Genomic DNA, 25,934 nt, shown 5'->3' with positions numbered 1-25,934 from the left:
TGAACGCCAGCGTTCATCTAATCAAACGAGTTTGGCAAACACATGCAGCATGTTCATGTCGGTAGACTTGCTTTCATTCGCAGAACGCTTGCGTTCATTGCCTTGTTTACTTTATACGTTACATTTGTTACATTTGTTGTTAAACAACATTGCTCTTCAATGAAAGAGCCGTGAAAACAGATGCCCCATTTTGATTCAAATTAACGAAAAATAGGACAGCCCATGCTAATGCATTGGTATTATTTTTGTATTTTTGCAAGGATGAAGATATTTACAAGTGCTCAGATACATGAGCTTGACCAACATACCATTGCGCACGAACCCATCAAAAGCATCGATTTGATGGAACGCGCCGCACAGGCTTTAACCCAAGCCATTACCGAAGAGTGGACCAACCGCACGCCCGTCGTGGTGTTTGCCGGTCCAGGAAACAACGGAGGCGATGCGCTGGCCGTGGCTCGCATGCTGACGGAAAAAGGTTACACGGTGAGTGTCTACCTGTTCAACACCAGCAACAAGCTGTCGGAAGACTGTGCCATTAACAAGAAACGCATCGTAGAGGCGAAAAAAGCAGACCTGTTCAAGGAGATTACGCTCAACTTTGAGCCGCCCACCCTAGACGCTGATACCCTGGTGGTGGACGGTCTTTTTGGTTCGGGACTTAACAAACCGCTCAACGGCGGCTTTGCCTCGCTGGTGAAATACATCAACCAGTCGGCTTGTCAAGTGGTGAGTATCGACCTGCCATCGGGACTGCTGCCCGAGGACAACACGTTCAACGTGCGCACACATATCATTAAGGCCAACCTAACCTTGACGCTACAACAAAAGAAACTGGCCATGATGCTGCCCGACATGCAATGCTTTCTTGGCCGTGTGAAGGTGCTGGACATCCGGTTGTCCGAGGAGTTTATCAACAAGACGGACGCAACTTACACCATCTTGGAAGAGCAAGACGTGCGACAAAAACTGCTCCATAGGTCCTGCACGGCGCACAAAGGCGACATGGGACACGCGCTCTTGGTGGCTGGCAGCTATGGCATGGCCGGCGCAGCCGTACTGGCAACGAGGGCATGTCTGCGAGCTGGCGTGGGAAAGGTAACGGTATGCTCGCCCCAACGCAACAATGACATCTTGCAAATCAGCGTTCCGGAAGCGGTAATGCGCGCCGATGCCGACGAGAATGTGTTCAGTGAGCCGGTTGATACCGACGACTTTGACGCGTTGGGCATCGGTCCCGGACTGGGACAGGATGAGACCACGGCCATCGCTATGATTGCTCAGGTGCGCCGTGCGCAGTGCCCTGTGGTCGTCGATGCCGATGCCCTGAACATGCTGGGCACGCACCGCGCATGGATGCAGCAGCTGCCCAAGAACATCATCCTAACGCCACACCCCAAAGAGTTCGACCGACTGGTGGGAAATACCTGTGGGGGTAGCTACGAAAGACTACAAAAGGCCATCGAACTGGCCCAACGTCTGCATGGTTATGTGTTGCTGAAAGGGCATCACACGGCACTCTGTCTGCCCGACGGTCACGTCATCTTCAACGCCACCGGCAATGCGGGAATGGCCACGGCGGGCAGCGGCGACGTGCTAACGGGCATCATCACGGGACTGGCAGCGCGTGGTTACCAACCGGCTGACGCCTGCGCCGTGGGCATGTACCTGCACGGATTGGCGGGCGACTTGGCCGCCAAAGAACTGGGACAGGAGAGCATGACGGCCGGCGACATCGTGCGTTTCATCCCACAAGCATTCAAACGATTAAACGACTAAGACATGAATAAACTCATTTTATCAACCTTGCTTCTGGCCTTCTGCCACGCTACGGCGCAAGCTCAGATACCAACAGAGGGGGTTACTTACTTTCTTCCGAAGACGGCGTTGCGCTTCGCATTGCTCATCGAGAAAACCACTTTCACGCCGGGTGAATACGCCCGATATTCTGAAAGATTCATCAAGACGCCCGTAAACGACCAGCCTACGACGACTTACCGCATCGTGGCGACACAGATGGACACATACGCGGTGCCCGATTCGGCCAAACAATTCACGGCTACCATCGACAAGAAGCACAGTATTGTGAGTGTGAGCCGCGACCAAAACGGGGTCATCATGGCAGTGAACGACAAACCCCGGGCAGTGGAGAGCCAACCTGCGTTCAAGCCAGCGCGCAAGCCTTCGCCCATCGACCCGGCCAAATACATGACGGCAGAGATGTTGGCGGCGGGCAGTAGTGCCAAGACCGCCGAGCTGATTGCACAGGACATCTACGACATTCGCGACAGCAAGAACCAGCTTTCGCGCGGCGAAGCCGAGTTCATGCCAAAGGATGGCGAGCAACTGAAGATTATGCTGAACAACCTGAACGTGCAGGAAAAGGCCATGCTGCGGTTCTTCCAAGGCACCACAACCGTAGATACCATGCAGGTGTTCGTTGACTTTGTGCCGACGAAAGAGGTGGACAAGGCGCTGCTCTTCCGCTTTTCCAAGCATTTGGGCATGGTGGATCAAGACGATTTGGGGGGCGCGCCCTACTACATCAGCATTCAGGATGAACAGGTAATACCAACATTGAAGATGCCCGTTGAAGTGAAGAAAAAAGACAAGCGCGACGTGGGCATCAACGTAAATCTGCCAGGAAAAATCAAAATCACGCTGTACAAAGAAGAACAGCCGGCAGCAACCTTTGAGACTTATGCCGCCCAGTTCGGCCGCGTGGAGAACCTCAGCGGCGAGCTGTGGGGCAAGAAATTCACCACGCACATCGTGCTTAATCCCGTGACCGGCAACGTGGAGCGCCTCGAAACCGAAGCTCTCGATTAAGCAGGGCAGCGCAGGGATGCGGAGGGGCCAATGGGCTTGGCATGCGAGAGGTAACAATTCAGCTATCAACATCTAGATACAACATCCGCTTTCTGAAGCTTTATCATGTCGATGATGATGAACAACAGGTGTTTACTGATTAGGTGGGTGGCGGCAAATCACCGCCCCCTGCCCTACCGATGCGGCCACCTTATTTTATTGAACGGTGATGGTGGCACGCTTGAGGTCACGACTATTGGGGCCTACCATCACGTCAAACTCACCCGGTTCGACCACCTCTTTTAAGTCATAGTTGTAGAATTTCAACTTACTGGCATCAATAGTGAATGTCGCAGTGGCTGTTTCACCAGCCTTTAGCGACAAGCGTTGAAAGCCTTTCAGCTCTTTAACGGGTCGAGCGATGCTGCCCACCACGTCGCGAATGTAAAGCTGTACAACCTCTATTCCATCTCTGTTGCCGGTATTGGTCACAGGAATGGTAACGGTAATTTGGCCATCTGGGCTCATCGTCTTGCTGTCCAGCTTCAGCTCACCATACTGATAAGTGGTATAACTGAGGCCATAGCCGAAGGGATAAAGTGGATCATTGCGAACGTCGAGATAGTTGCTTTGGTAGCTAAAGAAACGGTCAGCACCGTCTGCGACAGGCCTACCGGTATTAAAATGATTGTAGTACAAAGGAATTTGTCCCACATGTTGCGGGAAACTGGTAGTGAGTTTGCCACATGGATTCTTATCACCAAAGACCACATCACAAATGGCATCACCTGCTTCACTGCCTCCGAACCACACGTTCAAGATAGCCGGAACATGCGCTTTTTCCCAATTTAAGATGGTGGGACGGCCCGAGAAGTTCAGCAATACCACAGGTTTTCCGGTCGCAACAAGTTCTTTAAGCAGGGCCATTTGCACGTCGGGCAGTTCCAAATTAACCCGACTGTGGCTCTCACCGCTAAACTCAGCAGCCTCTCCCATGGCGGCAATGATGACATCAGCCTGCGCAGCCACGGCAAGAGCCTCGGCCTTTGCTTGCGCATCATCTACCCGCATGATGTTTTTACCCTGCTCACCAGCCTTCTGCAAAGCATCGTCTGAAGCGATGTTGCAGCCTTGTGCGTAGAGCAATTCAGCCTTTCCTTTCAAGGCACGCTCCATACTTTCTTTCAACGTTGAATAGCGCTCGGGAGCCATCGCCACACACCAGGTGCCACAAAGATTGGTTCTATCGTTGGCCAGAGGGCCGATTAAAGCGATTTTACCCTGCTTCTTCAAAGGTAAAACCTGGTTCTCGTTTTTCAACAACACAAACGTTTCAGCTGCCAAATCACGAGCAGCTTTCCGATTGGCAGCAGTATATACATACTGATTTCTGTTCTTCACCCGCACGTATTTATAAGGATCTTTGAACAAACCCAACTTATATTTCGCCTCCAGCACCCTGCGACAGGCCTGGTTGATGTCAGCCATGGAAACCTGTCCGTTGGCCAATGATTGCTCCAACGTGCCGATAAAACCTTTTGCCACCATGTCCATGTCGGTTCCTGCACGCAAGGCTCGAGCCGAAGAGGTTGCCAAATCGCCTACGCCATGCGTTGTCATTTCATGGATGGAAGCGTAATCAGTGACGACAAAGCCATCAAATCCCCATTGTTTGCGCAGCACGTCATTGACCAACCATGCATTGGCTGTGGCCGGAATGCCATCCACGAGGTTGAAAGAGGTCATCACACTGCCCACCCCAACCTCAACAGCTGCCTTGTAAGGAGCAAAATACTCATTGTACATTCGCAGCCTACTCATGTCCACTGTGTTGTAATCTCGCCCAGCTTCTGACGCACCGTACAAAGCAAAATGCTTCACACAGGCCATGATGTTCGATGGCAAACTGTAATCACCTTGATAGCCCTTGACCATGGCTTTGGCGATAAGACTGCCCAAATAAGGATCTTCTCCGGCACCTTCCACAATGCGTCCCCATCGCGCATCCCTACTGATATCAACCATAGGCGAGTAGGTCCAGTTCACTCCCTCGGCACTTGCTTCGAGCGCTGCCACACGCGCGCTGTTTTCAATGCCCTCCAAATTCCAACTACAAGCCAAGGCCAAAGGAACCGGAAAGATGGTTTCGTAACCATGAATCACGTCCATACCCACCAGCAATGGAATGCCAAGGCGAGATTTCTTGATAGCCATTTCCTGCAAAGTGCGAATCTCATCCAGCCCTTTAATGTTGAACACACCACCCAATTCACCATCCTTGATTTGATGAACGATAGGATTATTTTGCGCCGCTCCCGTGGTAATGTTACCGGCAGGCAACAGATTCAGCTGCCCCAACTTCTCTTTTAAGGTCATTTTAGACATAAGTTCATCCACGAACTCCTTCATGGGTTTGTTTTGTGCCACGACATTCGTCGAAACAACACACAAAGCCAATAGAACAAACAGTTTTTTCATCGTATCTTATTGCTATATTATTTTTTTGTTGCCGTATAGATTTACCAGTTATGCAAAGTTAACCATTTTAATGAAAACAGATTGGACATTCCAATCATTTTTCCGTCAAAAAGTAACAGGGGTTTGACAACTATCTGATTTTGGCATGTACAATTGACAATTAGGCAGGCGAAGATGGCTATCATTAGACAGAAAGATTATGCACGGGAGTTCATTCATTAAAAAATGTTGCATCACTTTGTCATGCCAAATTAAAATGCTAACTTTGCATTAATTCCCTAAGATAGTGGAAACTCACTTTAAATATTTAAATAATATGGTAGATTACAAATCATTAGGTCTCGTAAACACACGCGAGATGTTTAAGAGAGCCATCAATGGCGGTTACGCCATCCCAGCATTCAACTTCAACAACATGGAGCAGTTGCAAGCCATCATCACGGCTTCTTCAAAAGAAAAGTCACCTGTTATCTTGCAGGTTTCAAAAGGTGCTCGTGCCTACGCCAACCAAACATTGCTTCGCTACATGGCACAAGGTGCTGTAGAGTATGCGAAGGAGTTGGGCTGCAAGCATCCTGAAATTGCACTGCACTTGGATCACGGTGACTCGTTTGAAACATGCAAGAGCTGTATCGATTACGGCTTCTCATCTGTCATGATCGACGGTTCTTCACTTCCTTACGAAGAGAATATCGCCCTGACAAAGAAGGTTGTTGAATACGCACATCAATTTGATGTTACCGTAGAAGGTGAGCTTGGCGTATTGGCTGGCGTTGAAGACGACGTTGTAGCAGAGAAGTCTCACTATACAAAACCAGAAGAAGTTATCGATTTCGTGAAGCGTACGGGCGTTGACTCTCTGGCTATTTCTATCGGTACATCGCACGGTGCTTACAAGTTTACACCAGAGCAGTGCACACGCGACCCGAAGACAGGTCTGTTGGTACCACCTCCCTTGGCATTCGACATCTTGGACGAAATCATGGTGAAGCTTCCTGGTTTCCCAATCGTTCTCCACGGATCATCTTCTGTTCCACAGGAGTATGTGAAGATTATCAACGAGAATGGTGGCAAGTTGCCTGATGCAGTTGGTATTCCTGAGGAGCAATTGCGCAAGGCTGCGAAGAGTGCTGTTTGCAAGATCAACATCGACTCTGACTCTCGTTTGGCTTTCACCGCTGCTGTTCGCAAGGTGTTCAACGAGAAACCAGGAGAGTTTGACCCACGTAAATACTGCGGTCCAGCTCGCGACTTGATGACAGAACTTTACACACACAAGATTGTAAACGTTCTGGGATCTAACAACAAGTTGGCACAATTAGACTAATTGCCATTGGAGATGAAAGGATGACCATTCAATGAGAACATTGTTAAGCATGGCGTAGTCTTTTCATCAAGCAGTACGATAGCACTTGCTTCCATTGAGGTAAATACATCGTACAGCATTCGAAAAAAGCGGGATCAACTTTGTTTGATACCCGCTTTCTTTATAAATCCATGTAAGCATTCTACTGTAAAAGAGGAAATTTATTATCATGACATGAATGATGATTTGATATTATTCTAAATATGGTACGTCTTATTTTTCTATCCGATTTTACAGAAGCCTACGCCCACCATTTACTTGCAGGAGGTCTTTAACCTGTGCCAAACAAAAAGACCAAGACGCATGGCTCGTTTGCCGCATGTACCCCCCCCCTCGTATAAAGAAACCTATGGCATAAAAGGTGCTGTTGTATGGCCAAAGAAACAGGAAGCAAATGCTATCATCAGACATTACTATTTTGTACTATTATTTTACCAAAAAACGGTCATTGAAAATCTTCAAAATAGAAAAAATCAATAGGCAAGCGGTAGACAAAAATACGCTGACTTGAACAAAAAAAACGTTTCTTCAAGTTAGTACATTGACTTTACGGGCTTGGAAACATGTATTGAGCGTGTTATTCACATGCTTCAGCAGCATTAAAGCATGCAAATTAGAGGCTTATCTCAATGCTTTAGTCGCCAAAAAACAATAAAAACGGGAATGAAAAGAGGAGTCTCAAGCATAACATACTTAACTACAACGAATTACAAACATCGCTCATTTTTGGCGTATTTGCGACCAATTGTGACGTTGGTTGTTTACACGAGAAATATGAGAGGCACTTTGTAAGAAAAATTCAGCGTCTATTGTCCTTACATACAGCGTACCACCAATTTCACACACGCTGTTTTTTTGGCGTTTTTGCGATGTTAAAACACCATTCTAACTGAATGAGCCACGCCGTATTTGACGTATTTGCGCATTTTCAACATTAAAATACGCAAAAACGTATCTTTATTCTATAAAAAAGTATTAAATTCGCATCGTTGATCCAAAGGTCTTAAAATCTAATAAGAAGTTTTCAATAATAAAAGAGAAATACAAGCAACTCATTTATTACAAATAGATTACAAAACTATGAAAAGAGCAAGTACCGTATTTATTTTTACCCACTTATGCTAAAAATATAAGCTACGCTAATTACCTTTGCATGGCAAAAAGAGAAATCTAAAACAATTATATTATCACTATTAATTTCAACTGCATGAAGAAGTTTATTTTTTCAGTAGGCAAAAGAAACAAGCTGTTCAAAGTCACCGCTTTAACAGCATTGACACTCTGTTTGCCTGCAATTGCATCCGCCAACAATGCGAATGCAAACAATGTAGAGATGAGTCAGCAGAAAGCTGACCACATTACAGGTACCGTAACCGATACTAATGGAGAACCAGTTATTGGGGCTACCATTAAAATTGTAGGTAGTGGCAACGGTACTGTCACAGACATGAATGGTAATTTTACACTCAGCGTTGCAAGAAATGCTGAACTGCAAATCTCATCTATTGGGTATGTTACTAAAAAAGTAACAGTAGTTAGCAACAACATAACTGTTGTATTGGCAGAGGATCGTGCCTCCCTTGATGAGGTGGTTGTATTAGGCTACGGTGCTGGTCAACGCAAACAAGACCTTTCTGCCTCTGTAGGTGTAATTAATAATGCGGATAAACTATCCGTTCGTCCAGTCAGCTCTACGGAGGGTATGCTGCAAGGTCAGTTAGCAGGTGTTACTATCACAGCCAATGGAGGTGACCCTACTTCTGCACCAAACATTGTTATTCGTGGACAAGGCTCCATGAATGGCGACAATGTGCTGTGGGTTGTAGACGGCATCCCAGGCGCTCCTATCCCTTCTATGAATGACATAGAGTCAATTGTTGTACTGAAAGATGCTGCATCAGCAGCTATCTATGGTGCACAATCGGGAGCTGGAGGCTGTGTGTTGGTAACAACCAAGAAAGCCAAAGAAGGAAAAGTGAGCTTGAGTTATGACGGATTATATGGTTTCAGGCAAGCTACCAACCTGCCTAAAGCACTCACTGCAGAAGAGCAAATCAAGCTGGCTAAAATCTCGTATAAGGCAGCAGGACTGGATACGCCTATTGGCTGGGATACAAAAGTGAATCCTTATATCGCCACCAATCGTACAGACTGGATGGACGAAGTATTTAGAAATGCTTTCTACCAAAGACACAACGTGGTGATTAACACAGGTACTTCCTCGGCAAGAAGCCGTTTGAGTTATGCCTATGACGGTGATGACGGTGTATTGATTGGCACGTTCAACAAGAGACACACCATACATTATAACGGTCAGTTCGACATTAACAAATGGATAACCATTACCGAGGATTTCACCTGGCGCAACTCGCAAATGCGCGGAGCCAATACTGCAAACCCTGAAGGTGGTGTCATTATGAACGCATTACACATGCCTTCGAGTGCTAGTGTTTACAATCCAGACGGAACCTATGGTGGCGTTTCAGAGCCTGGTAACGGTTACACCGACATTCATGGTGATGCTATCAACCCTGTGCGCATACTATGTGCCAGCAATGCTTATAACAAAACGAGTGATATGTGGTCAACCACCTCACTACAGCTCCATAACATTGTTCCAGGATTGAAGTTTACCAGCAGATTTTCTTTCAACATTGAAAACAACTTCTATAAGGAGTTCACCCCCATGCGTCCTGAGTCTGGTAAGCCACAACTCTTTAACGATATGAACGAATCGGCTTACAGATATAAAAAATGGATGACAGAAAACACACTGACTTACGATAATTCCTTTGGGAAACACAACCTGGGGCTCTTGTTATCTACAACAGCCAACAAGTTAGTACAACGAGGTGTTAGTGTGAATGCACGTGGTTTCTCGGACGAAACTCCTGCTCTTCAATACTTGGCATACGCTGGAACTACCACACCAGACGACTATCTCATTGGTCCTGATGCTAACGTAGCTTGCATTGCACGTGCTTCTTATTCGTACGATGATCGTTATTTCCTAACGGCATCATGGCGTAGAGACTACGCAGGTCGTCTGCCTAAGGATAATAACTATGGCGACTTCCCCGCTTTTACAGGCGCATGGAAAATCTCAAATGAAAGCTGGTTCGCTAAAAATAAAAATCTAAACTTACTGAAACTTCGTGCTTCTTGGGGACGCGTTGGTAATCTTGGCTCCATTGGTTATGGCTACAAAGCTGCCCAACTGTCATCAGCCGTATGGTCAGAAGGTGCACAGTACGGCGTTACAAGTAACACCTTATGGGGAACCCTCATATATAATGGTACAGCATTGAATCCATCGTTGACTTGGGAAACATCCGAGCAGTGGGATTTAGGTTTGGATGCAGCCATGTTCAACAACAGGCTGTCTTTAGGATTTGACTATTTCAACAAGCGCACCTACAATCTTATACAACAACAATCGGTAGGTTGGCCCTCGACAATAGGACTTGATGCCATGCTTGTTAACTTAGGAGAAGTTAAGAATGAAGGTGTGGAAGTGCAAGCCGCATGGAACGATCAAGTGAATAAAGACTTCTCTTATTATATCAATGGTAACTTTGCATGGCTGAAAAACCGTGTTACCGACACTGGAACCTATGATGAGAAAGGTAATCCTGGCATCTGGGTAGGTGACGTTTATGGACATAATGACTTCAAAAACCTGACGAATCTTTTCCAGACAACGCAAGGACAAGCTCTTAACTCGTTCCACCTCATTAAGACAGACGGTATTTTCCAAAGTGATGAAGAAGCCGCAGCATACGTTGACAAAGATGGCAAACGCATACAACCCAATGCTAAGGCTGGTGATTTGAAGTTTGTTGATGCCAACAAGGATGGAAAGATTGACGACAAAGACCGGCAATATTGTGGCAGTTCTATGCCAAAGACTACCTATGCACTCACAGCAGGATTTAATTGGAAAGGACTATCTGTAAGTGCTATGTTCCAAGGTGTGTCTGGCGCTCAGGCGCTCTTTGTAGGAAAGCACCTCACACTGAGCGACACAGAGGGTAACTTCAACCGCTGGAACAAGATATTGGATGCTTGGTCACCTGAAAACAGGGGAAGCGATATTCCACGTATTTCAAAGAACGACCCCAACGGCAACTTCACAACTTCTTCGGACTGGTACTTGGAAGATGCATCCTACTTGCGCTTAAAGAACCTAACCATAGGATACGACTTTACAGACTTTATCCAGAAATGGGGACACCTGAACGATCGTAAAAGCTCGCTCTACGTATATTTCAGCGCAGAGAATGTTTTCACCATCACCAAATATTCGGGCATGGACCCAGAGGTGGGTGGCTTTGACACGATGAAATATCCTCTGTCAAGAGTACTTTCATTAGGTGTAAAGATTACTTATTAAAACCAAACAGCTAAGAATTTTATCATTATGAAAAAATATATTTCAATTATCACTGTTGTAGCTGCTGTGACTTTTACATCGTGCAGCGACTTTCTTGACGTACAGCCAGAGGGAAAGCCAACAACAGAAAACTATTTTGTCAATGACCAACAAGCCATTGATGCCATTGACATGTTGTACGGAAGGTTGCACCAAGAGAATGTTTTTGGTCGTGAATTCTTCTGGGAACAAGGCGGCGGTCAGGATGTTGTATGGGGACGCACACGAGGCTATGGCACGTTAGCAACCTTGAAATACAGCGGTGACGAAAGTCCATTAAGAGACACCTTTGAGCAATTTTACAACCAAATGGCAAGAGCCAACTGGGTTATTGTAAAGTTACTGAACAAGGAAAAACAAACCAAATTGACTCCAGTAGAGAGTCGCTCGTTAGGTGAAGCATTGTTTGTACGCGGAATGTGCCACTTCTATATCGCATACCGCTATGGTACTGATAAACAAGGTGTGCCATTTGTACGCTACGAGGATTTTGAAAATGGCTATGACAATAGCATTCCAAAGCAAAGTGCAACGGTCATGGACGATTACAAGATGATTATTGAAGACATGGACAAAGCCATTCAATATCTTCCTACGGTTGATCAATACGATGACAACAATAAGGGTCGTGCACACCAAGCTGCTTGTGTAGCATACAAGGCAAAGACTTACGCATATTGGGCTTGCTGGGATAAGTCACAGTGGAAACAAGTTGTTGCTTGTGTTGATGAATTGGAAAACAAATATGGACGCGGTCTTGCTTCTACCTATGATGAGGTATTTACCTCTGACATGAGCAAATTTTATGGGAAAGAATATCTATGGGGTGTGCCTGGCTATGGCGGTCAAACACCTGGTGGAATTGAATTTACAGGCGTTGTTTTGGAAAACAAAGCATGGGGTGTCTATAACGGATGGGGACAAAACAAGCCCTCATACGAAATCTACGAAGAGTTGATGAAAGACGGTAAAGACAACGTACGCTTGAAACGTACTCTGTTAGAGTACAATCAAGAGTTCAAATTCTTTGGAGAAACCAGAAAATTCTTTTCTGCATCTGACGTAGAATCAGGCTTCATGTGCAACAAGTACATGCAGGCATTCGAACCCAAAGACTGTGTTGAGAAAGGAATGGTTAGTGGCAACGGTAACTGGCCCACTACTCGCATCATGTTCCCGTTGATTCGTATGGCAGAAATGTATCTGTTCCGTGCAGAAGCCAACATCATGATGGGCAACGCAGCTGCTGCCGCCAAGGATATTAATAAGGTGCGAAATCGCTCAAGCCTCGCTTCACTCGACCACAATCCTACAATGATGGATATCTATCACGAACGAAGATGCGAACTTACCTTTGAGTTTTACGATGCTCTCTATGACTTAAAACGCTGGCATAAGAGCTGTCCAGAGCTCAAAGACGTTACAGCCAAAGCATTGACAAGTCAACCTCGTGTTCGTAAGTACAAGGATCGTTCTAATCCCGAGTCATCCTTTGAGATTGTACCTTATGCAGATAATCAGGATAGGATTACTACTTACGACGACCACCTCATTGTGTTCCCATACCCAAGTAAGGCGATCACTGAATCGAATGGGCAACTAAAGCAAAATGAGGAATACAACTAATTCTATCCATCGTTAATATAGAAGATAGTCTATCCTTTCCACAAAAAAGGATAGACTATTTTTATAAATATTTTGTACTTTTGTAATTCTAAGAACTAATATTTAATGAAACGTCAAATTCTGCTATTAGTAGCACTATTAGTAAACGCTTACTCGGGCTTGTTTGCACAAAATACCAACATGCAAACATACACCATGGAGCACCCATACAAGGTAGAAAAGCTCAAGGCTCCCAAAGGTAAGAAAGTAAAAAATGTTATTTTAATGATAGGCGACGGCATGTCGCTGATGGATGTCTATGCCGCTTGGGTGTGCAATCAAGGACGTTTATGGCTCGACAATGCACAATACATTGGACTGTCGGCGACTCATTGCACCGATAAGCTCATCACCGACTCGGGCGCAGGTGGCACAGCATTGGCAACAGGACACAAAACAAAATACCATGCCGTAGGGGTTGACCCTGAAGGGAAACCGCTTACAACAATCATAGATCTTGCAAAACGAAAAGGCAAAGATGCGGGAATTGCTGTAACATGCCGCTTATGGGATGCCACGCCTGCCGACTTCTGCTGCCATAACATCAACAGGGACAACGAACAAGAAATCGTAGCCGACTATCCAACCAGTGGCGTTGACTTTGCTTTTGGTGGTGGAGCCAAGTATTTCACAAACAGAAAAGACGGTCGTAACATCTTCGAAGAGTTGAAAAATCAAGGCTACTACATTGCCAGAACGTGGGAGGAATTAGAAAAATGGGAAAGCGGAAAGGTATTCTGCGTGCCTTACGAGGTGGATACTCCCCTACCTGATGAGCGTGGCGACTTGCTTGCCCGCGCTACCATGAAAGGTATCAGCTTGATGAATCAAAACAAGAACGGCTTTTTCATGATGGTTGAAGGGTCACAATTAGACGACTATGGACATTTTAACCAATTAGATATGCTCATGAAAGAACTGCACGACTTTGACCGCACCATCGGTGAAGTCATGAAATGGGCTGCCAAAGATGGTGAAACGTTAGTTGTCGTAACTGCTGACCATGAAACGGGAGGTCTTACTTTACACGGTGGTGACTTAGCAACTGGACGCATTGAAGCCAAATTTGCAAGCACTGGTCACACTGGCGTTATGGTTCCCGTATACGCTTTCGGCCCCGGTGCGGAAGAATTTACTGGATTCATGGACAATACGGAAATCTTCTGGAAGATTAAAAAACTGATGCGACTATAATTGTGGCTTGCACTATTTGTCTCAAAAGTCGGTCAATACTCGAAATTACACTTACCAGTCACACAAGATACAAGCAAAAAAAAAGCGGGTATCCATTATAAAGAAATCCTATCGCAAGATAACTTATCAAAGCTTACATCATCAATTATGCTGAAAAAACTTAATCAACTTCTTCTCTTCCTCGGTATCATGTTGCCACTGAACATAATGGCACAAAACCTAATATCATCAGGTTCTCCTCTGTACAAACTTCCTTACAAGAACACCTACGTCATGGAAACGTTAGTGGCAGAGAACAGTTTTCGTACGGCTAAGGTTGAGAAGACCCAACCCGGAACCTTTACACAAGCCAAAAAAGTGTTGCCATCTCCCTATTGGGAAGGGCACAACAAGGAAATAGAAATGTACTGGAAGGCTTGGGAGATAGGGATTAAAAACATCTGTCAGCCGTTAGATGACTCTGGATTTGTAACCAGTTATATCGCTCCAGCCTACAACGGAAACATCTTTATGTGGGACAATGCCTTTATCACAATGTTCTGTCGATATGGTAAAAACTTCTTCCCATTTCAGAAAAGCTTAGATAACTTTTATGCCAAACAACATCCCGACGGCTTTATTTGTAGAGAGATACGTGCCGATGGTAGCGATTGTTTCGGCCGATACGACCCTACCAGCACGGGTCCAAATATTCTGCCATGGTCCGAATGGCTGTATTATACGCAGTTTGGCGATGATAATCGGCTCAACAAGGTCTTCCCTGTATTGGCGGCATACTACAAATGGTTAAAGCTAAACCGTACTTGGCGCAATGGCACTTATTGGTCGAGCGGTTGGGGAACGGGCATGGATAATATGCCACGAGTACAAGACGGATACAACACCATCTACAGTCATGGACACATGATATGGTTAGATGCCTGCCTGCAACAAATTATGGTGGCTAAGATTTTGTTGAAGATGGGCTTCTACTTGGAACGTTGGCAAGAGATAGAAACCTTCGAAGATGACATAAAGCACCTTTCACAATACATTAACGACAATATGTGGAACGAAAAAGATGGCTTTCTCTATGACCAATACGCTGACAACTGCCTTAGCACTACACAAGGCATCTATGCCTATTGGGCTTTACATACCGACGTGTTGTCCAAAGAACGATTGGATAAACTGGTTGCTCACTTGACCGATACCACGAAGTTCAACCGTCCGCATCGCGTCCCTTCCCTCTCACATAGTCATCCTAAATACAAGGCTAATGGGCGTTATTGGGTTGGAGGCGTATGGCCAGGCACCAATTACATGATTATCTCTGGGCTCATAGACAAAGGATATCGACAGTTGGCATGGGATATTACCATGAATCATTATAACAACGTGCTGGAGGTGTACAAGAAGACGGGTACTTTCTTTGAGTATTATGCACCTGAAAGTAACAATCCTGGCTTCATGGCTCGCAAGGACTTTGTGGGTTGGACGGGGCTTCCTCCCATTGCCGAACTCATCGAATATATCTTTGGCATTCGAGCTAACCATGAACAAAACACCATTACCATAGATGTCAATCTGTTAGATGCTTATGGCATTGATAAATATCCCTATGGTCAAGATGGTCTTATCTCCTTCAAAGTACAAAAACGCAACTCCAAAGAGGAAAAACCTAAAGTCACGATTCAAACAAACGTTCCCTTTAAAGTCATCTTACTTTGGAGTGACAAAAAAATAGAGCAACAGGTTGGGGTTGGTAAACATTCTCTCTAACACTTTATTGAAAACCAAGCATGTATCAAACAATGACAACACGTATAGCCATCGACCTCGGTGGCACCAATCTTAGAGCTGCGAGAGTAAGAAATGGGCAAATTGAAGCCTCCTTGCAAGAGCCATGCCTTGCCAACGGGACTCAAAATGAAGTGTTAGAGCAAATCATTCAAATGATAACACGGCTCAACCAGTCATCAGTTGAACGCATAGGCATAGCAGTACCCTCCATTGTAGATTACAAGAAGGGCATTGTTTACCACGTACAAAACATACCCTCGTGGACAGAGGTACATCTAAAAGATATTCTTGAACAACGCTTTAACATGGAAACAAGGGTAGACAATGACGTGAATTGCTTTGTTGCTGCTGAGAATGTGCTGGGAGCGGGGCAACCTTTCAGAGATTTTGTAGGCATCACTTTAGGAACAGGAGTCGGTGCTGGTATCGTTATCAACAATGAGGTGTACCGAGGAGTTCATACTGGTGCTGGCGAAATCGGCTGTATTCCTTATTTAGATAGCATCTACGAAGACTACACCAGCAGTCAGTTGTTCAACAAATGGCACACAACGGGGCAACAAGAAGCATTGAAAGCCGCACAAGGAGACCAAGCAGCACTCGAAAAATGGCAAGAATTAGGGTTCCATTTAGGAAAGTTATTGCAAGTTATTCTGTACGCATACAATCCTGAAGCCATCATCATCGGAGGTGGAATCTCTTTGTCACACTCACTCTTTGAGCAATCAATGTATGAGTCAATGCACGAAAAATTCTTGTTTCCGAAAGAATCTCAAGCTGTTCAAATCATCTTTTCTAAGCTTAAAGACAGTAATATTTTAGGTGCTGCCCAATTATAAAATGTATTCATTTATCCATTCTTACAAATAATGAAAAAGTCACTTTTCTTGTCATTGCTACTGACATTCCTAACCACCTTTAACGTATGGAGTCAGCACTCGTTCCGTTTCCATGACGGAAAGTTTAGGATAGCTCAATTTACGGACATTCACTGGGATGCGAAATCTGCTAATTGCAAGCAAACTTCAACAATCATTCAGAAGGTCATACAAACTGAAAAGCCCGACGTCGCCATTCTTACAGGCGACATTGTAACCGAACAACCTGCCGCAGAAGGTTGGAAATCAATCATTCAAATCTTTGAAAATTCACATCTGCCTTTTGTGGTTGTAATGGGAAATCATGATGCCGAGGTGATGAGTAAAAAAGAAATATACCAACAGCTTACAGCTTCTCCCTATTACGCAGGATGTATCGAGGCAACCAATATCACGGGGTATGGCAACTGTTCTATTCCTATTTATTCTTCAAATAAGAGCAGCGACCAACCAGCAGCCTTGATTTATTGCATTGACTCCAACGATTACCAGCCTATCAAAGAGTATGGTGCATACGATTGGATACACTTTGACCAGATACAATGGTATCGGACAGAGAGCAAGAAATATACCCAAGCCAACAGTAACAAGCCACTCCCTGCACTTGCTTTCTTCCACATACCGCTGGTAGAGTTCAAGCATGTCGTGGCTCGTAACGATTACTTGGGGAACTATGGAGACGGTGAGGTTTGTTCATCCAATATCAATTCGGGCATGTTTGCTTCCTTCATTGACATGAAAGATGTAATGGGCGTATTTTGTGGACACGATCATGACAACGATTTTATCGGCATGGAATACGATATTACCCTTGGTTATGGCCGTGTGAGTGGTCTTGATGCGTATGGAAAAGTAGACCGTGGCGGTAGAATCATCGAGCTATACGAAGGTCAACGCAAATTTGACACATGGGTACGGACAGCCAACAAGAAAGAGGACACTTTTTACTATCCGTCTGCACTCACATCGAAAGATGAACGAACGATGAACTATCTGCCTGCAAAACCTGTCAAACCATCCAAGCAGGGGGTAGCATACACGTATTTTGAAGGTAAGATTAAGCACACCAAAGACATTCACACGTTGAAAAAAGTAGAGAGTGGAACAATGAAAAACTTCTCTATCAGCAACGCAAAGCAAAACGACCATTTTGCTTATATCTTCCGAGCATTCATCCAAATAAAAGAACGTGGCGTATATCGTTTCTACACCTATTCAGACGATGGCAGCAAATTATTGATTGACAACCAATTGATTGTAGACAATGATGGGGGACACAGTGCTCGAAGAGCTGAAGGAAAAGTGGCACTCGAGCCTGGCTTCCATGAAATTGAGGTTCGATACTTTGAAGACTACATGGGACAAACTTTAGAAGTAGGCTATTCAGCAAGAAACGTTACAGAACAAAGCATACCGAGCGAACTCTTATATTTGCCGAAGTAACTCCTATTCAACATACAACCAACATCCATAAAAATCATTTGTAGATATCTTTCTACAAGTGATTTTTTTTTCTTGGATAACCAACATCTTATATGAACACGACTCTTCCGTTTAAGCAAGGTTGTTCGGTGTAAAAAACAAATATGTCCTTTTGTATGAACACGAATGAAACTGCCATTTATGACACGATGTAAACATAATGCTGGATGGCAATCAACAACACCCTCATTTGTTAACAAACCTTTCGTTTGTTAAATCGATTCATTTTCTTTGACAAAACAAAATTGAAAAATAGATATAATTGGGAGATTTTTTAGGCGTTCAAAGCCTTAAATTCATCATCTTGTACCCAATTCACATGGAACAAACCAGCTATTACCATGCTTTAACCGCCCAATTTGCATGCTTTAACCACCCAATCTGTACCATATAACACAGCTTTTTGCACAAAAAAAAGGGGTTTTTTGCCTCAAACAGTTTGCTTTTTGATTTTACTTGACGGTTAAAAATCACATAAGACACTAACTGTCAAATAGATAACAAAACCTTTGCATTATTAGCATATTTACAACACACGAACAAGTTGGTTGAAAAAAAGCCCGGCATTTTTGTTAAAAAGACGTTGCGACAGAAGAAATTTCACTGAAAAACATTCCGTTTTAACTAAAAAACGAAAAGCAATCTTGTTAATGAAAGAGCCATGCTATGTGAAGATAAAAGACATTGGAGCGTTCAGTTTCTCGAAAAAACGACACTAAGAAGCTCCACTTATTTCAAGACATACAACTCACAAGTAAGGCTAATTGAGTTGTTGCTCTGTTGTGGTAGAAAGGCTCTTTCTGCATACATACCAAGCAAACAGCAGTACTACCATATAACCTACCCATGGAATAAAAAAAGGAATCACCATATTTGTTGTATCTGCCACATAACCCATCAATAGGAAACCGCAACCTCCGATAGGAGTCATCATCAATAATGACGAGGCACTTTTAGTTAGATTTCCTAAATGGCTCAATGAAAGCGCAAAGATAGTGGGAAACATGATAGCCTCAAACAGATAGTTAGCAATGAGAGCTATCATCGAAACTTTTCCTATATCCATCAATACTAAGCCGACACTACACACACATCCCACAGCACAATACAAGAGCATTTTTTGTGGAAGAATGCGCCGCATAATCCAACTTCCTAAGAATCGTCCTACCATGAAGAACGCTAAAGCAGCCGTCAAGACGATTGAAGCCAGGTTATCGGTCATCCATCCCTGTCCTGTCACAAAGTTGATGAAATAACTGTTGATGGAGATTTCGGCCACTTCGTAGGCCAGCAGGGCAAACAGTCCGAAGACAAACAGCCTGTGCCTCCACAGCTTTGAATAATTGTTGCCCTGCGCTTGATCTTCAACCGTCTGCTGATGCTGTATTTCAGGCAGGTCTACGCGCGTGAATACCACGGCGATGGCCAAGACCAAAGCGCCGAGAATGGTGTAGGGAACCACCACGTTGCCGCCCGTTTCTGAGCCGTTGAACAGAAACTGACCAACCACCAAGGTGGCGAAGAGACTTCCCAAACCGTTAAAGCTCTGTGACAGATTGAGCCTGCTCGTTGACGTTTCACTCGGTCCCAGCTCCGTGACATACGGATTGGCTGCCGTCTCCAGGAACACCAGTCCGCACCCAATGACAAACAGGGCGGCCAAATAAACATAAAACTCGCCTATCTGTGCCCCGGGAATGAATAGCAACGCACCAATACCAAATAATAACAGGCCGAAGACAACGCCCCGCCTATAGCCATTGCGGTTGATGAAAATACCGGCAGGGATGGCCATGAGGAAGTAACCCAGATAAGTGGTTACTTGTATCCAGGCCGACTGTGTGATAGAGATGTCTAGAACATTCTGAAAATGTTTGTTGAGCACATCCAGGATAGCACGGGCAAATCCCCAGAGAAAAAACAGGGAGGTGATGAGGACAAAGGGTATGGTGTAACGCTTGTCGGTTAGTTTGTGGTCGTTTGGTTTCATGTCGTTTTCTACTTAACAGTATATATATAGGTATCTGCACCACGCCCATTCCGCTTGATGTGGTAGCAAGTAGACAAACACCTGTTGGCGACAAAGATAATGATTTTCAGACAAAATCACCTTGTTTTCGCACAAGAATCAGTGCCGTGAGTGTAACATGGAGGAAAAATGGAGCGTTATTTTGCTATACAAACCTACATGCAAGTTTATGTCGAGCAGACATAATAAATAGGTATGGGTATGGTAAAAACGATTGGAAAAATGCCTACTTCTGGGTATGCCATATTTTTTACCAGCTGAAAAAGTTGCCATACCTTTGCACCTCGAAATAAACATTAGTTATTTTTTTTACATCAAGTTAGTGAAAATGTTAAGAAACATCCAACGTACACAAAAGAACGGACAGATGCGGTACACTCTCCTGAAAGGCTGCATGGCGCTGCTGCCACTATTAAGTTTGGTTGCGGCACCTGCAGTTGCACACGACAATATGGAGAAGGTGGCTGACAAATCCGAGAATGGAAACCTGACACTCAGGATAACAGATGCGGTGACAGGCGAACCCATACCTGGTGCCATGGTGAAAGCCGATGACGCCAAGATATATGTGACCGATGCCTCGGGCAACTGCGTCATGACGGTAAAAGACCAAACCAAGAAAATCAAGATTACCGTAACATCGGTGGGGTATAAGAATTATACAGCCAACATATCCCCCCGTGCAGGTATCATCCCAATAAAGCTGAAGGAAGATGCGCAGATGCTGGGCGGTGTAACGGTGACATCGAAAAAAAGACACACCGACATCATGCAGCAAACCAAGACGCTGGATCAAGATATGCTCGAAAAAGGTGGTGCCACTTCGTTGGCAAAATTATTGGAAACGGTGCCGGGAGTTAGCTCTATCAGCACGGGAAGCACTATCGCCAAACCTGTAATACAGGGTATGCACAGCAGTAGGATATTGCTGATGAACAACGGAGTGAAATTAGAAAGTCAGAGTTGGGGAGCCGATCATGCTCCCGAACTGGACTACACTGGGTCGAGTATGGTAGAAGTCGTGAAGGGTGCCGAATGTATCCGCTACGGCTTTGGCGCCATGGGAGGTGTGGTATTGCTCAACGATGCGCCCCTACCCTATGGACATAACAAGCCTGTGGTACAGGGAAGTGTCAACATGGGCTATGACACCAACGCGCGAGGGTTTAGCGGCTCGGGGACTATAGAGTCAGGTTACAAAAACTTTGGTCTGCGTGTGCATGGAAACTATACCAAGGGTGGCGACTATCGCACGGCGGATTACATCCTGAACAACACGGGATATAACACCATCAGCATGTCGGCCATGGGCGGAGTGAAGACAGGCAAGATAACCGCCACGCTGTTTTCCAGCCTGTACTATCAACGCAGTGGCATTTATTATGCCAGCAAAATATCCGATATGGACCAACTAATCAAGCGTTTTGAGTACGGAAGACCCGACGAACAAACATTCTTCCCCTTCTCTTACGAAATAAAACCGCCATTTCAACAGTCACAGCATTTCACCGTAAAGGGCGACATCAAGTGGGACATCAATAAAAACCATAAAATAGATGTCACAGGCTCCTATCAAGTAAACCTGCGCCAAGAGTTTGAAAACCGTAAGAAATCGCAGTGGAGCTGGATACCTATGCAGGACTTGATGCTGAGTACTTACAAACTTGATGCGCTGTGGAACGCCAAATGGAACAAATGGGATATGACCTCAGACGTGGGATTATCAAACTCATATCAAGAAAATTACAACTATCCGGGAACCAAACAACCAGCCTTTGTACCTAACTTTGCAGCATTGTCCATGGGTGGTTTCTTCCTACATAAGGTGAAAATCCACAAATTGCAGTGCGCCTTGGGCATGCGCTACGACTTCCGCGTCATGTCGGTGAATGGCTATACCACAACAAGCAACTACACCTATTATGACGATTTCAAAATCTACAGCAATTTTACCAGCAGTCTTGCGACACATTATCAGTTCAACGACAACTGGGATGCAAGGTTCAATGTCGGATGGTCGTGGCGTCCGCCCGATATCAATGAACTGTATGCCATTGGTTTGCAAGACGGTTCGTATTGGGTTGTGGGCAACAGACACTTGGAAAGTGAACGTGGGTGGAAATCTGTTTTGGGCGGACGTTACCGCAACACATGGCTTTCGGTAGAACCCAGTGCTTTCTTTCAAAAAATCAACAGTTATATCTACGACCACATTGGCGAAGGTAAAGAGCGATTTCACAATCACCCCAGCGGCAAATATCCAAAGTTTATGTACGATCAAGACGATGTGAACTTGTATGGAGGCGATATAGAAGCCACTGTGAACCCCATGAAAGGACTGGCGATTGTGGCGAAAGGAGAGTGGATTTTTGCACGCAACATCACGCGTAATGACTGGTTGCCGTTCATGCCCTCCGATCGATATGGACTGTCGGGGACATACGAAAAAACGTTCGGTAACGACAAAAAATACAATGCTTCCGTCAACCTGTCGGGCATTTATGTTACCAAACAAACACGTTTTGACCCCGATAAAGACCTGGTACCAGCATCACCAGATGCGTACTTCTTGCTTAACGGTTCAGCCGACCTAACCATACGACTGCCCCAGAAACGACAGGTAAAATTGATGCTCGTAGGCGAAAACATCCTCAACGCATTATATAAGGAGTACACAGATAGATTTAGATATTATGCACACGAACGAGGTGTCAACCTCTCTGTAAGGACATTGATTAAATTTTAATGATAGACATGAAACGAATATTCAAACATATAAACATCCTGCTCATCGCATTGGCTACCATAAACGTTGGTTGCTCTGACGAGGCAGTAGACGATTTCTTCAAAAAAATTGTGAAAGCACCACCTTCGCACATTGAACGTGACGTGAAAGGACACGATCAAATCTACTCCGTACATGCCATCCTGCGAATGGGATTCAAAGGGGGACAAATGGGTGTTGGCATCAATGGAGATGAAATGGTGGATGTGTACAATGTTTACGAGACCATGGCAGACTCACTTTCTCTCCCCATTCGACAAGAGATAGATATGTCACGAAACGAAGATGGGGAAATCACCATCACCACGCAGCGCGACCATTTTGATGTCATTGCATCAGATGAGATTTACTATGGATTGGAGTTGATTTACTACGACATGAATGGGAAGCCCATCAATCACCAGTTTTCAAGTCTGCCATGGAAGAAATCAGCTGACAATGAGGTCATCCCTGATCCAGAAAACTCTACCTTGATGGTGCATCAACACTTCTTTGGCATTGGCAGTTCATCATTGAAAAGAGACTCGGGAGTAACCGTAACGCACGACCAAAGGCAGCTGTTCGACCAAGGAAACACGACACTCCAGATGGCTTTCCCACGTACTTTGGAAGAAAACCCACACTATTACAACCGATATACCTTCAGACAAGAGAACGGAGAAGGCATCAGAGCGTCCAAGTTCAGCTTGAATAACGTCTATGTTCCTATGGAGAAAGGTTTCAAACCCGACGAGCTTCAGGTGCCATTCAACAATGAGTTGGCATGGGAGTCCATACGACGGTCGGGCAAGCCTGCATCTTTAGACAAGTTCAACTTCAAGGGTTCAGACTACTGGTTGTATAAATCGGTGGACTACATGCAGCTCAACAAGCTCACACACGAAATATTCACCTACGAATACCGTGATACAGACCCCGTAGACAAGTACTTGGGTTACTTCTATGATGAGCACTCAAACGACGATTTTATCGACAAAGACGGCATGGCACGCGATAGATATGGCAACACCGTAGGACTATTAAGACAGAAGAGAACATTAACTCCAGAAGAATCTTACGACCACTTAGGTTTTAAAGGGATGCTGCAATTCAAGCAAGCCAACATGGCTTTCCAATTACAAGTGAAGATTTGTCATATCCTGAACAAGGTCGCCCGTGGCGACGGAAGGGAGTATCCTGCCAAATATGGCAACAAAGACAATGCACAAAATGGCTTTGTATGGAACTTTGACCAATTGCAAAATGGGTGGGACAGCTTTGATATAGACTATCCACTGTCTATCCGCGTGATTGGCAACACCAAGGATGGAAAAGACAAGTGCGTGAATGATATCTTGAAGATTTATCCAAAAGCGGATAAGATACAATTGGAAAAGATGCTTTTCAACCCCAGTGACTACTTCAGTAGATATCGACATGATAGGGTATTTATGTAAAACAATGATAGTAAACAGAAGAAACAATCACATGAAAAAATATATATTCAACACATTATGGGCTGTCGCTGCGATGCTGACCTGTACCTCTTGTACGGATTTCATCTTTGGAAACGAACACATCGACTATGAGGACAACCCACTTGACAAACGCTTGATGCAGTTTAGTGGTGCCGACAAGATTGCCGACAGTCTGAAAAATGTCAAGGGAACACCATACACCAACAAAGACGAAGGGGGTGCATTCAATAATTGGTACAATTGCCTCATCATGTTCAAAGAAGGGCATAAGCACGGTGAGAACATGATTCACGGCAACGCTATCTACCCTCATGCTCCGTATTCACAAGAAGAATTCGCAGTAGTTCATAACAATGCGCAGTGGCCTACGGTGGAAGTATTGAGCAAGAAGAATGCGACGTTCTTTGAAAGAGAAGCTGGAAAGGAGGGTCCCAAAGACTATATACGTCTTATTGGAGGTCATCTGAAGCGGTGGGGCATGGTACTCTACTTCTTCGACAAAGACGGAAGACTGATGAATGATGATATCTTGAACAATTCAGATCAATACCAAATCTTCTTCACCGTTAGCGATCTTGATGACAAAGGTAATCCTTACGAGGTGATGGACTGCCGAGGAACATGGAAACAGCCAAGAAAGAAAAGGGCTGACGAGACCGACGAGGAGTATTGTAACGACGTAAACAAAGACTTGTCACTCGTAGACACAACTCCTGTTCCTGCCACTGACTTTGCTGAAAAGACAACCTGGGAAGACCGTGCCGCCGCCACACCCGACGTATTCTATTACGAATATAGAGACACATGGCAGCATGACTTGATGAGCGACGGTGCCCGCGACATGTTCAACCAAAAGTTATTACCCCCGTTAGATCGCAACGATGCTGCTAATGGCTATGTTTGGGACCCCGACCAAGACAGGGTTGGACTGAAAGGACATATCACCTTTGGCGGGTGGAGCAACAACGAACTGGGTTGGAGAGACCGACAAGGATGGCCTTATCTCATCAAGAGCAGGCGCGATACTTATATAGGAACACCTTGGCGCATGAACCGTGACTCCTATTTGTTGCCAAAGTTCTACCTTTCGGTGCGCATTATGAAATGTGAGAAGGGCAAGAAGGCACTCATCCCAGCAAAGGCTTATCAGTATGGGGTAGATGGGCTATACCGTCATCCCACTTATGAATTTTCAAGTAAATTTGTTTGTACCGACTATAATGCGCCTTTCCGTACCGAATGGTACAAAGAGAAAGGAGTTATTCAGGAGGCAACACAATGGACAGAAGTGGCACGATTCAACATCCCCATTAAAGTGTTTTGCAGTTCATACGACTCGGATCCTACGGCTGCCGACCCCTATGAACCATTCTACTATTATATGGGACGCGAAATGAACCTCTCACCTGTTGATGCCATGGAAGCAGCAAGTGGCGTACAAACCAACTCCATAGGTGGAGGAAGAGGCTTCGCCAACTGGTATTTATAATCTAAAACCTACTTGCAAGGACATAATTACTCTTTTTTAAAAAAAAGAACATTTCACAAGGAGTGACACACAGAAAAAAAATATTTCAA

At 44.9% G+C, this 25,934-nt stretch carries 14 protein-coding genes; 12 read left to right on the top strand and 2 right to left on the bottom strand.

Going from position 1 to position 25,934, the window contains the following annotated elements:
• Positions 1–261 precede the first annotated feature (261 nt).
• Positions 262–1,779, top strand: a complete 1,518-nt coding sequence (locus tag HMPREF0650_RS07660; protein WP_004349749.1) for a bifunctional ADP-dependent NAD(P)H-hydrate dehydratase/NAD(P)H-hydrate epimerase — start codon at positions 262–264, stop codon at positions 1,777–1,779.
• Between the two features lie 3 nt (positions 1,780–1,782).
• Positions 1,783–2,829: a DUF4831 family protein gene (locus HMPREF0650_RS07655; RefSeq protein WP_004349747.1), complete on the top strand. Its 1,047-nt coding sequence runs from the start codon at positions 1,783–1,785 to the stop codon at positions 2,827–2,829.
• A 195-nt stretch (positions 2,830–3,024) separates the two neighbouring features.
• Here the strand turns inward: HMPREF0650_RS07655 and bglX are convergent, their stop codons facing one another.
• Positions 3,025–5,286, bottom strand: a complete 2,262-nt coding sequence (bglX, locus tag HMPREF0650_RS07650; protein WP_004349745.1) for a beta-glucosidase BglX — start codon at positions 5,284–5,286, stop codon at positions 3,025–3,027.
• A 316-nt stretch (positions 5,287–5,602) separates the two neighbouring features.
• Here bglX and HMPREF0650_RS07645 point away from each other — a divergent pair, with 316 nt between their 5' ends.
• The 7 genes from HMPREF0650_RS07645 to HMPREF0650_RS07615 all read left to right on the top strand — a co-directional run bounded on the left by HMPREF0650_RS07645 (position 5,603) and on the right by HMPREF0650_RS07615 (position 18,046).
• Complete coding sequence (locus tag HMPREF0650_RS07645; RefSeq protein ID WP_004349743.1) at positions 5,603–6,613, top strand: class II fructose-bisphosphate aldolase; 1,011 nt, start codon at positions 5,603–5,605, stop codon at positions 6,611–6,613.
• A gap of 1,246 nt (positions 6,614–7,859) precedes the next feature.
• A complete protein-coding gene (locus HMPREF0650_RS07640) occupies positions 7,860–11,045 on the top strand; it encodes a SusC/RagA family TonB-linked outer membrane protein (RefSeq protein WP_004349740.1) in 3,186 nt (1,061 codons plus the stop codon).
• Between the two features lie 27 nt (positions 11,046–11,072).
• Entirely contained in the window at positions 11,073–12,710 is a 1,638-nt protein-coding gene (locus tag HMPREF0650_RS07635; RefSeq protein WP_004349738.1) for a RagB/SusD family nutrient uptake outer membrane protein, read from the top strand.
• Between the two features lie 105 nt (positions 12,711–12,815).
• Positions 12,816–13,943, top strand: coding sequence for an alkaline phosphatase (locus tag HMPREF0650_RS07630; RefSeq protein ID WP_004349735.1), 1,128 nt, complete (start codon positions 12,816–12,818; stop codon positions 13,941–13,943).
• 147 nt (positions 13,944–14,090) lie between these two features.
• On the top strand, positions 14,091–15,704 hold the full coding sequence (locus HMPREF0650_RS07625; protein ID WP_004349733.1) for an MGH1-like glycoside hydrolase domain-containing protein: 1,614 nt from the start codon (positions 14,091–14,093) through the stop codon (positions 15,702–15,704).
• Positions 15,705–15,736: 32 nt separating this feature from the next.
• Positions 15,737–16,564: an ROK family protein gene (locus HMPREF0650_RS07620; RefSeq protein ID WP_245543477.1), complete on the top strand. Its 828-nt coding sequence runs from the start codon at positions 15,737–15,739 to the stop codon at positions 16,562–16,564.
• A 30-nt stretch (positions 16,565–16,594) separates the two neighbouring features.
• A complete protein-coding gene (locus HMPREF0650_RS07615) occupies positions 16,595–18,046 on the top strand; it encodes a PA14 domain-containing metallophosphoesterase (RefSeq protein WP_004349730.1) in 1,452 nt (483 codons plus the stop codon).
• Positions 18,047–18,845: 799 nt separating this feature from the next.
• Here HMPREF0650_RS07615 and HMPREF0650_RS07610 read toward each other — a convergent pair.
• Complete coding sequence (locus HMPREF0650_RS07610; RefSeq protein ID WP_004349728.1) at positions 18,846–20,075, bottom strand: sugar MFS transporter; 1,230 nt, start codon at positions 20,073–20,075, stop codon at positions 18,846–18,848.
• Between the two features lie 367 nt (positions 20,076–20,442).
• On the opposite strand from HMPREF0650_RS07610, the gene HMPREF0650_RS07605 reads away from it, so the two are divergent.
• Genes HMPREF0650_RS07605 through HMPREF0650_RS07595 form a run of 3 tightly spaced genes read left to right on the top strand, consistent with a single transcriptional unit; the run spans position 20,443 to position 25,845 of the window.
• Entirely contained in the window at positions 20,443–22,860 is a 2,418-nt protein-coding gene (locus HMPREF0650_RS07605; protein WP_004349727.1) for a TonB-dependent receptor, read from the top strand.
• A gap of 8 nt (positions 22,861–22,868) precedes the next feature.
• Positions 22,869–24,335, top strand: coding sequence for a hypothetical protein (locus tag HMPREF0650_RS07600; protein ID WP_040562856.1), 1,467 nt, complete (start codon positions 22,869–22,871; stop codon positions 24,333–24,335).
• Positions 24,336–24,366: 31 nt separating this feature from the next.
• A complete protein-coding gene (locus HMPREF0650_RS07595; RefSeq protein WP_004349725.1) occupies positions 24,367–25,845 on the top strand; it encodes a hypothetical protein in 1,479 nt (492 codons plus the stop codon).
• Positions 25,846–25,934: the final 89 nt, after the last annotated feature.

The sequence above is a fragment of the Hoylesella buccalis ATCC 35310 genome (genome assembly GCF_000177075.1).
GTDB classification, from domain to species: domain Bacteria; phylum Bacteroidota; class Bacteroidia; order Bacteroidales; family Bacteroidaceae; genus Prevotella; species Prevotella buccalis.
Note: the sequence above shows the minus strand (reverse complement) of the source record. Positions and strands in the feature narration are given on the sequence as shown.

What these genes read in the sequence shown, in the direction of transcription:
- HMPREF0650_RS07600 (WP_040562856.1), top strand. Translation starts at nt 22,869, where the DNA reads ATGAAACGAATATTCAAACATATAAACATCCTGCTCATCGCATTGGCT.
- HMPREF0650_RS07615 (WP_004349730.1), top strand. Translation starts at nt 16,595, where the DNA reads ATGAAAAAGTCACTTTTCTTGTCATTGCTACTGACATTCCTAACCACC.
- HMPREF0650_RS07645 (WP_004349743.1), top strand. Translation starts at nt 5,603, where the DNA reads ATGGTAGATTACAAATCATTAGGTCTCGTAAACACACGCGAGATGTTT.
- HMPREF0650_RS07610 (WP_004349728.1), bottom strand. Translation starts at nt 20,075, where the DNA reads ATGAAACCAAACGACCACAAACTAACCGACAAGCGTTACACCATACCC.
- HMPREF0650_RS07605 (WP_004349727.1), top strand. Translation starts at nt 20,443, where the DNA reads ATGTTAAGAAACATCCAACGTACACAAAAGAACGGACAGATGCGGTAC.
- HMPREF0650_RS07660 (WP_004349749.1), top strand. Translation starts at nt 262, where the DNA reads ATGAAGATATTTACAAGTGCTCAGATACATGAGCTTGACCAACATACC.
- HMPREF0650_RS07630 (WP_004349735.1), top strand. Translation starts at nt 12,816, where the DNA reads ATGAAACGTCAAATTCTGCTATTAGTAGCACTATTAGTAAACGCTTAC.
- HMPREF0650_RS07595 (WP_004349725.1), top strand. Translation starts at nt 24,367, where the DNA reads ATGAAAAAATATATATTCAACACATTATGGGCTGTCGCTGCGATGCTG.
- bglX (WP_004349745.1), bottom strand. Translation starts at nt 5,286, where the DNA reads ATGAAAAAACTGTTTGTTCTATTGGCTTTGTGTGTTGTTTCGACGAAT.
- HMPREF0650_RS07635 (WP_004349738.1), top strand. Translation starts at nt 11,073, where the DNA reads ATGAAAAAATATATTTCAATTATCACTGTTGTAGCTGCTGTGACTTTT.
- HMPREF0650_RS07620 (WP_245543477.1), top strand. Translation starts at nt 15,737, where the DNA reads ATGACAACACGTATAGCCATCGACCTCGGTGGCACCAATCTTAGAGCT.
- HMPREF0650_RS07655 (WP_004349747.1), top strand. Translation starts at nt 1,783, where the DNA reads ATGAATAAACTCATTTTATCAACCTTGCTTCTGGCCTTCTGCCACGCT.
- HMPREF0650_RS07640 (WP_004349740.1), top strand. Translation starts at nt 7,860, where the DNA reads ATGAAGAAGTTTATTTTTTCAGTAGGCAAAAGAAACAAGCTGTTCAAA.
- HMPREF0650_RS07625 (WP_004349733.1), top strand. Translation starts at nt 14,091, where the DNA reads ATGCTGAAAAAACTTAATCAACTTCTTCTCTTCCTCGGTATCATGTTG.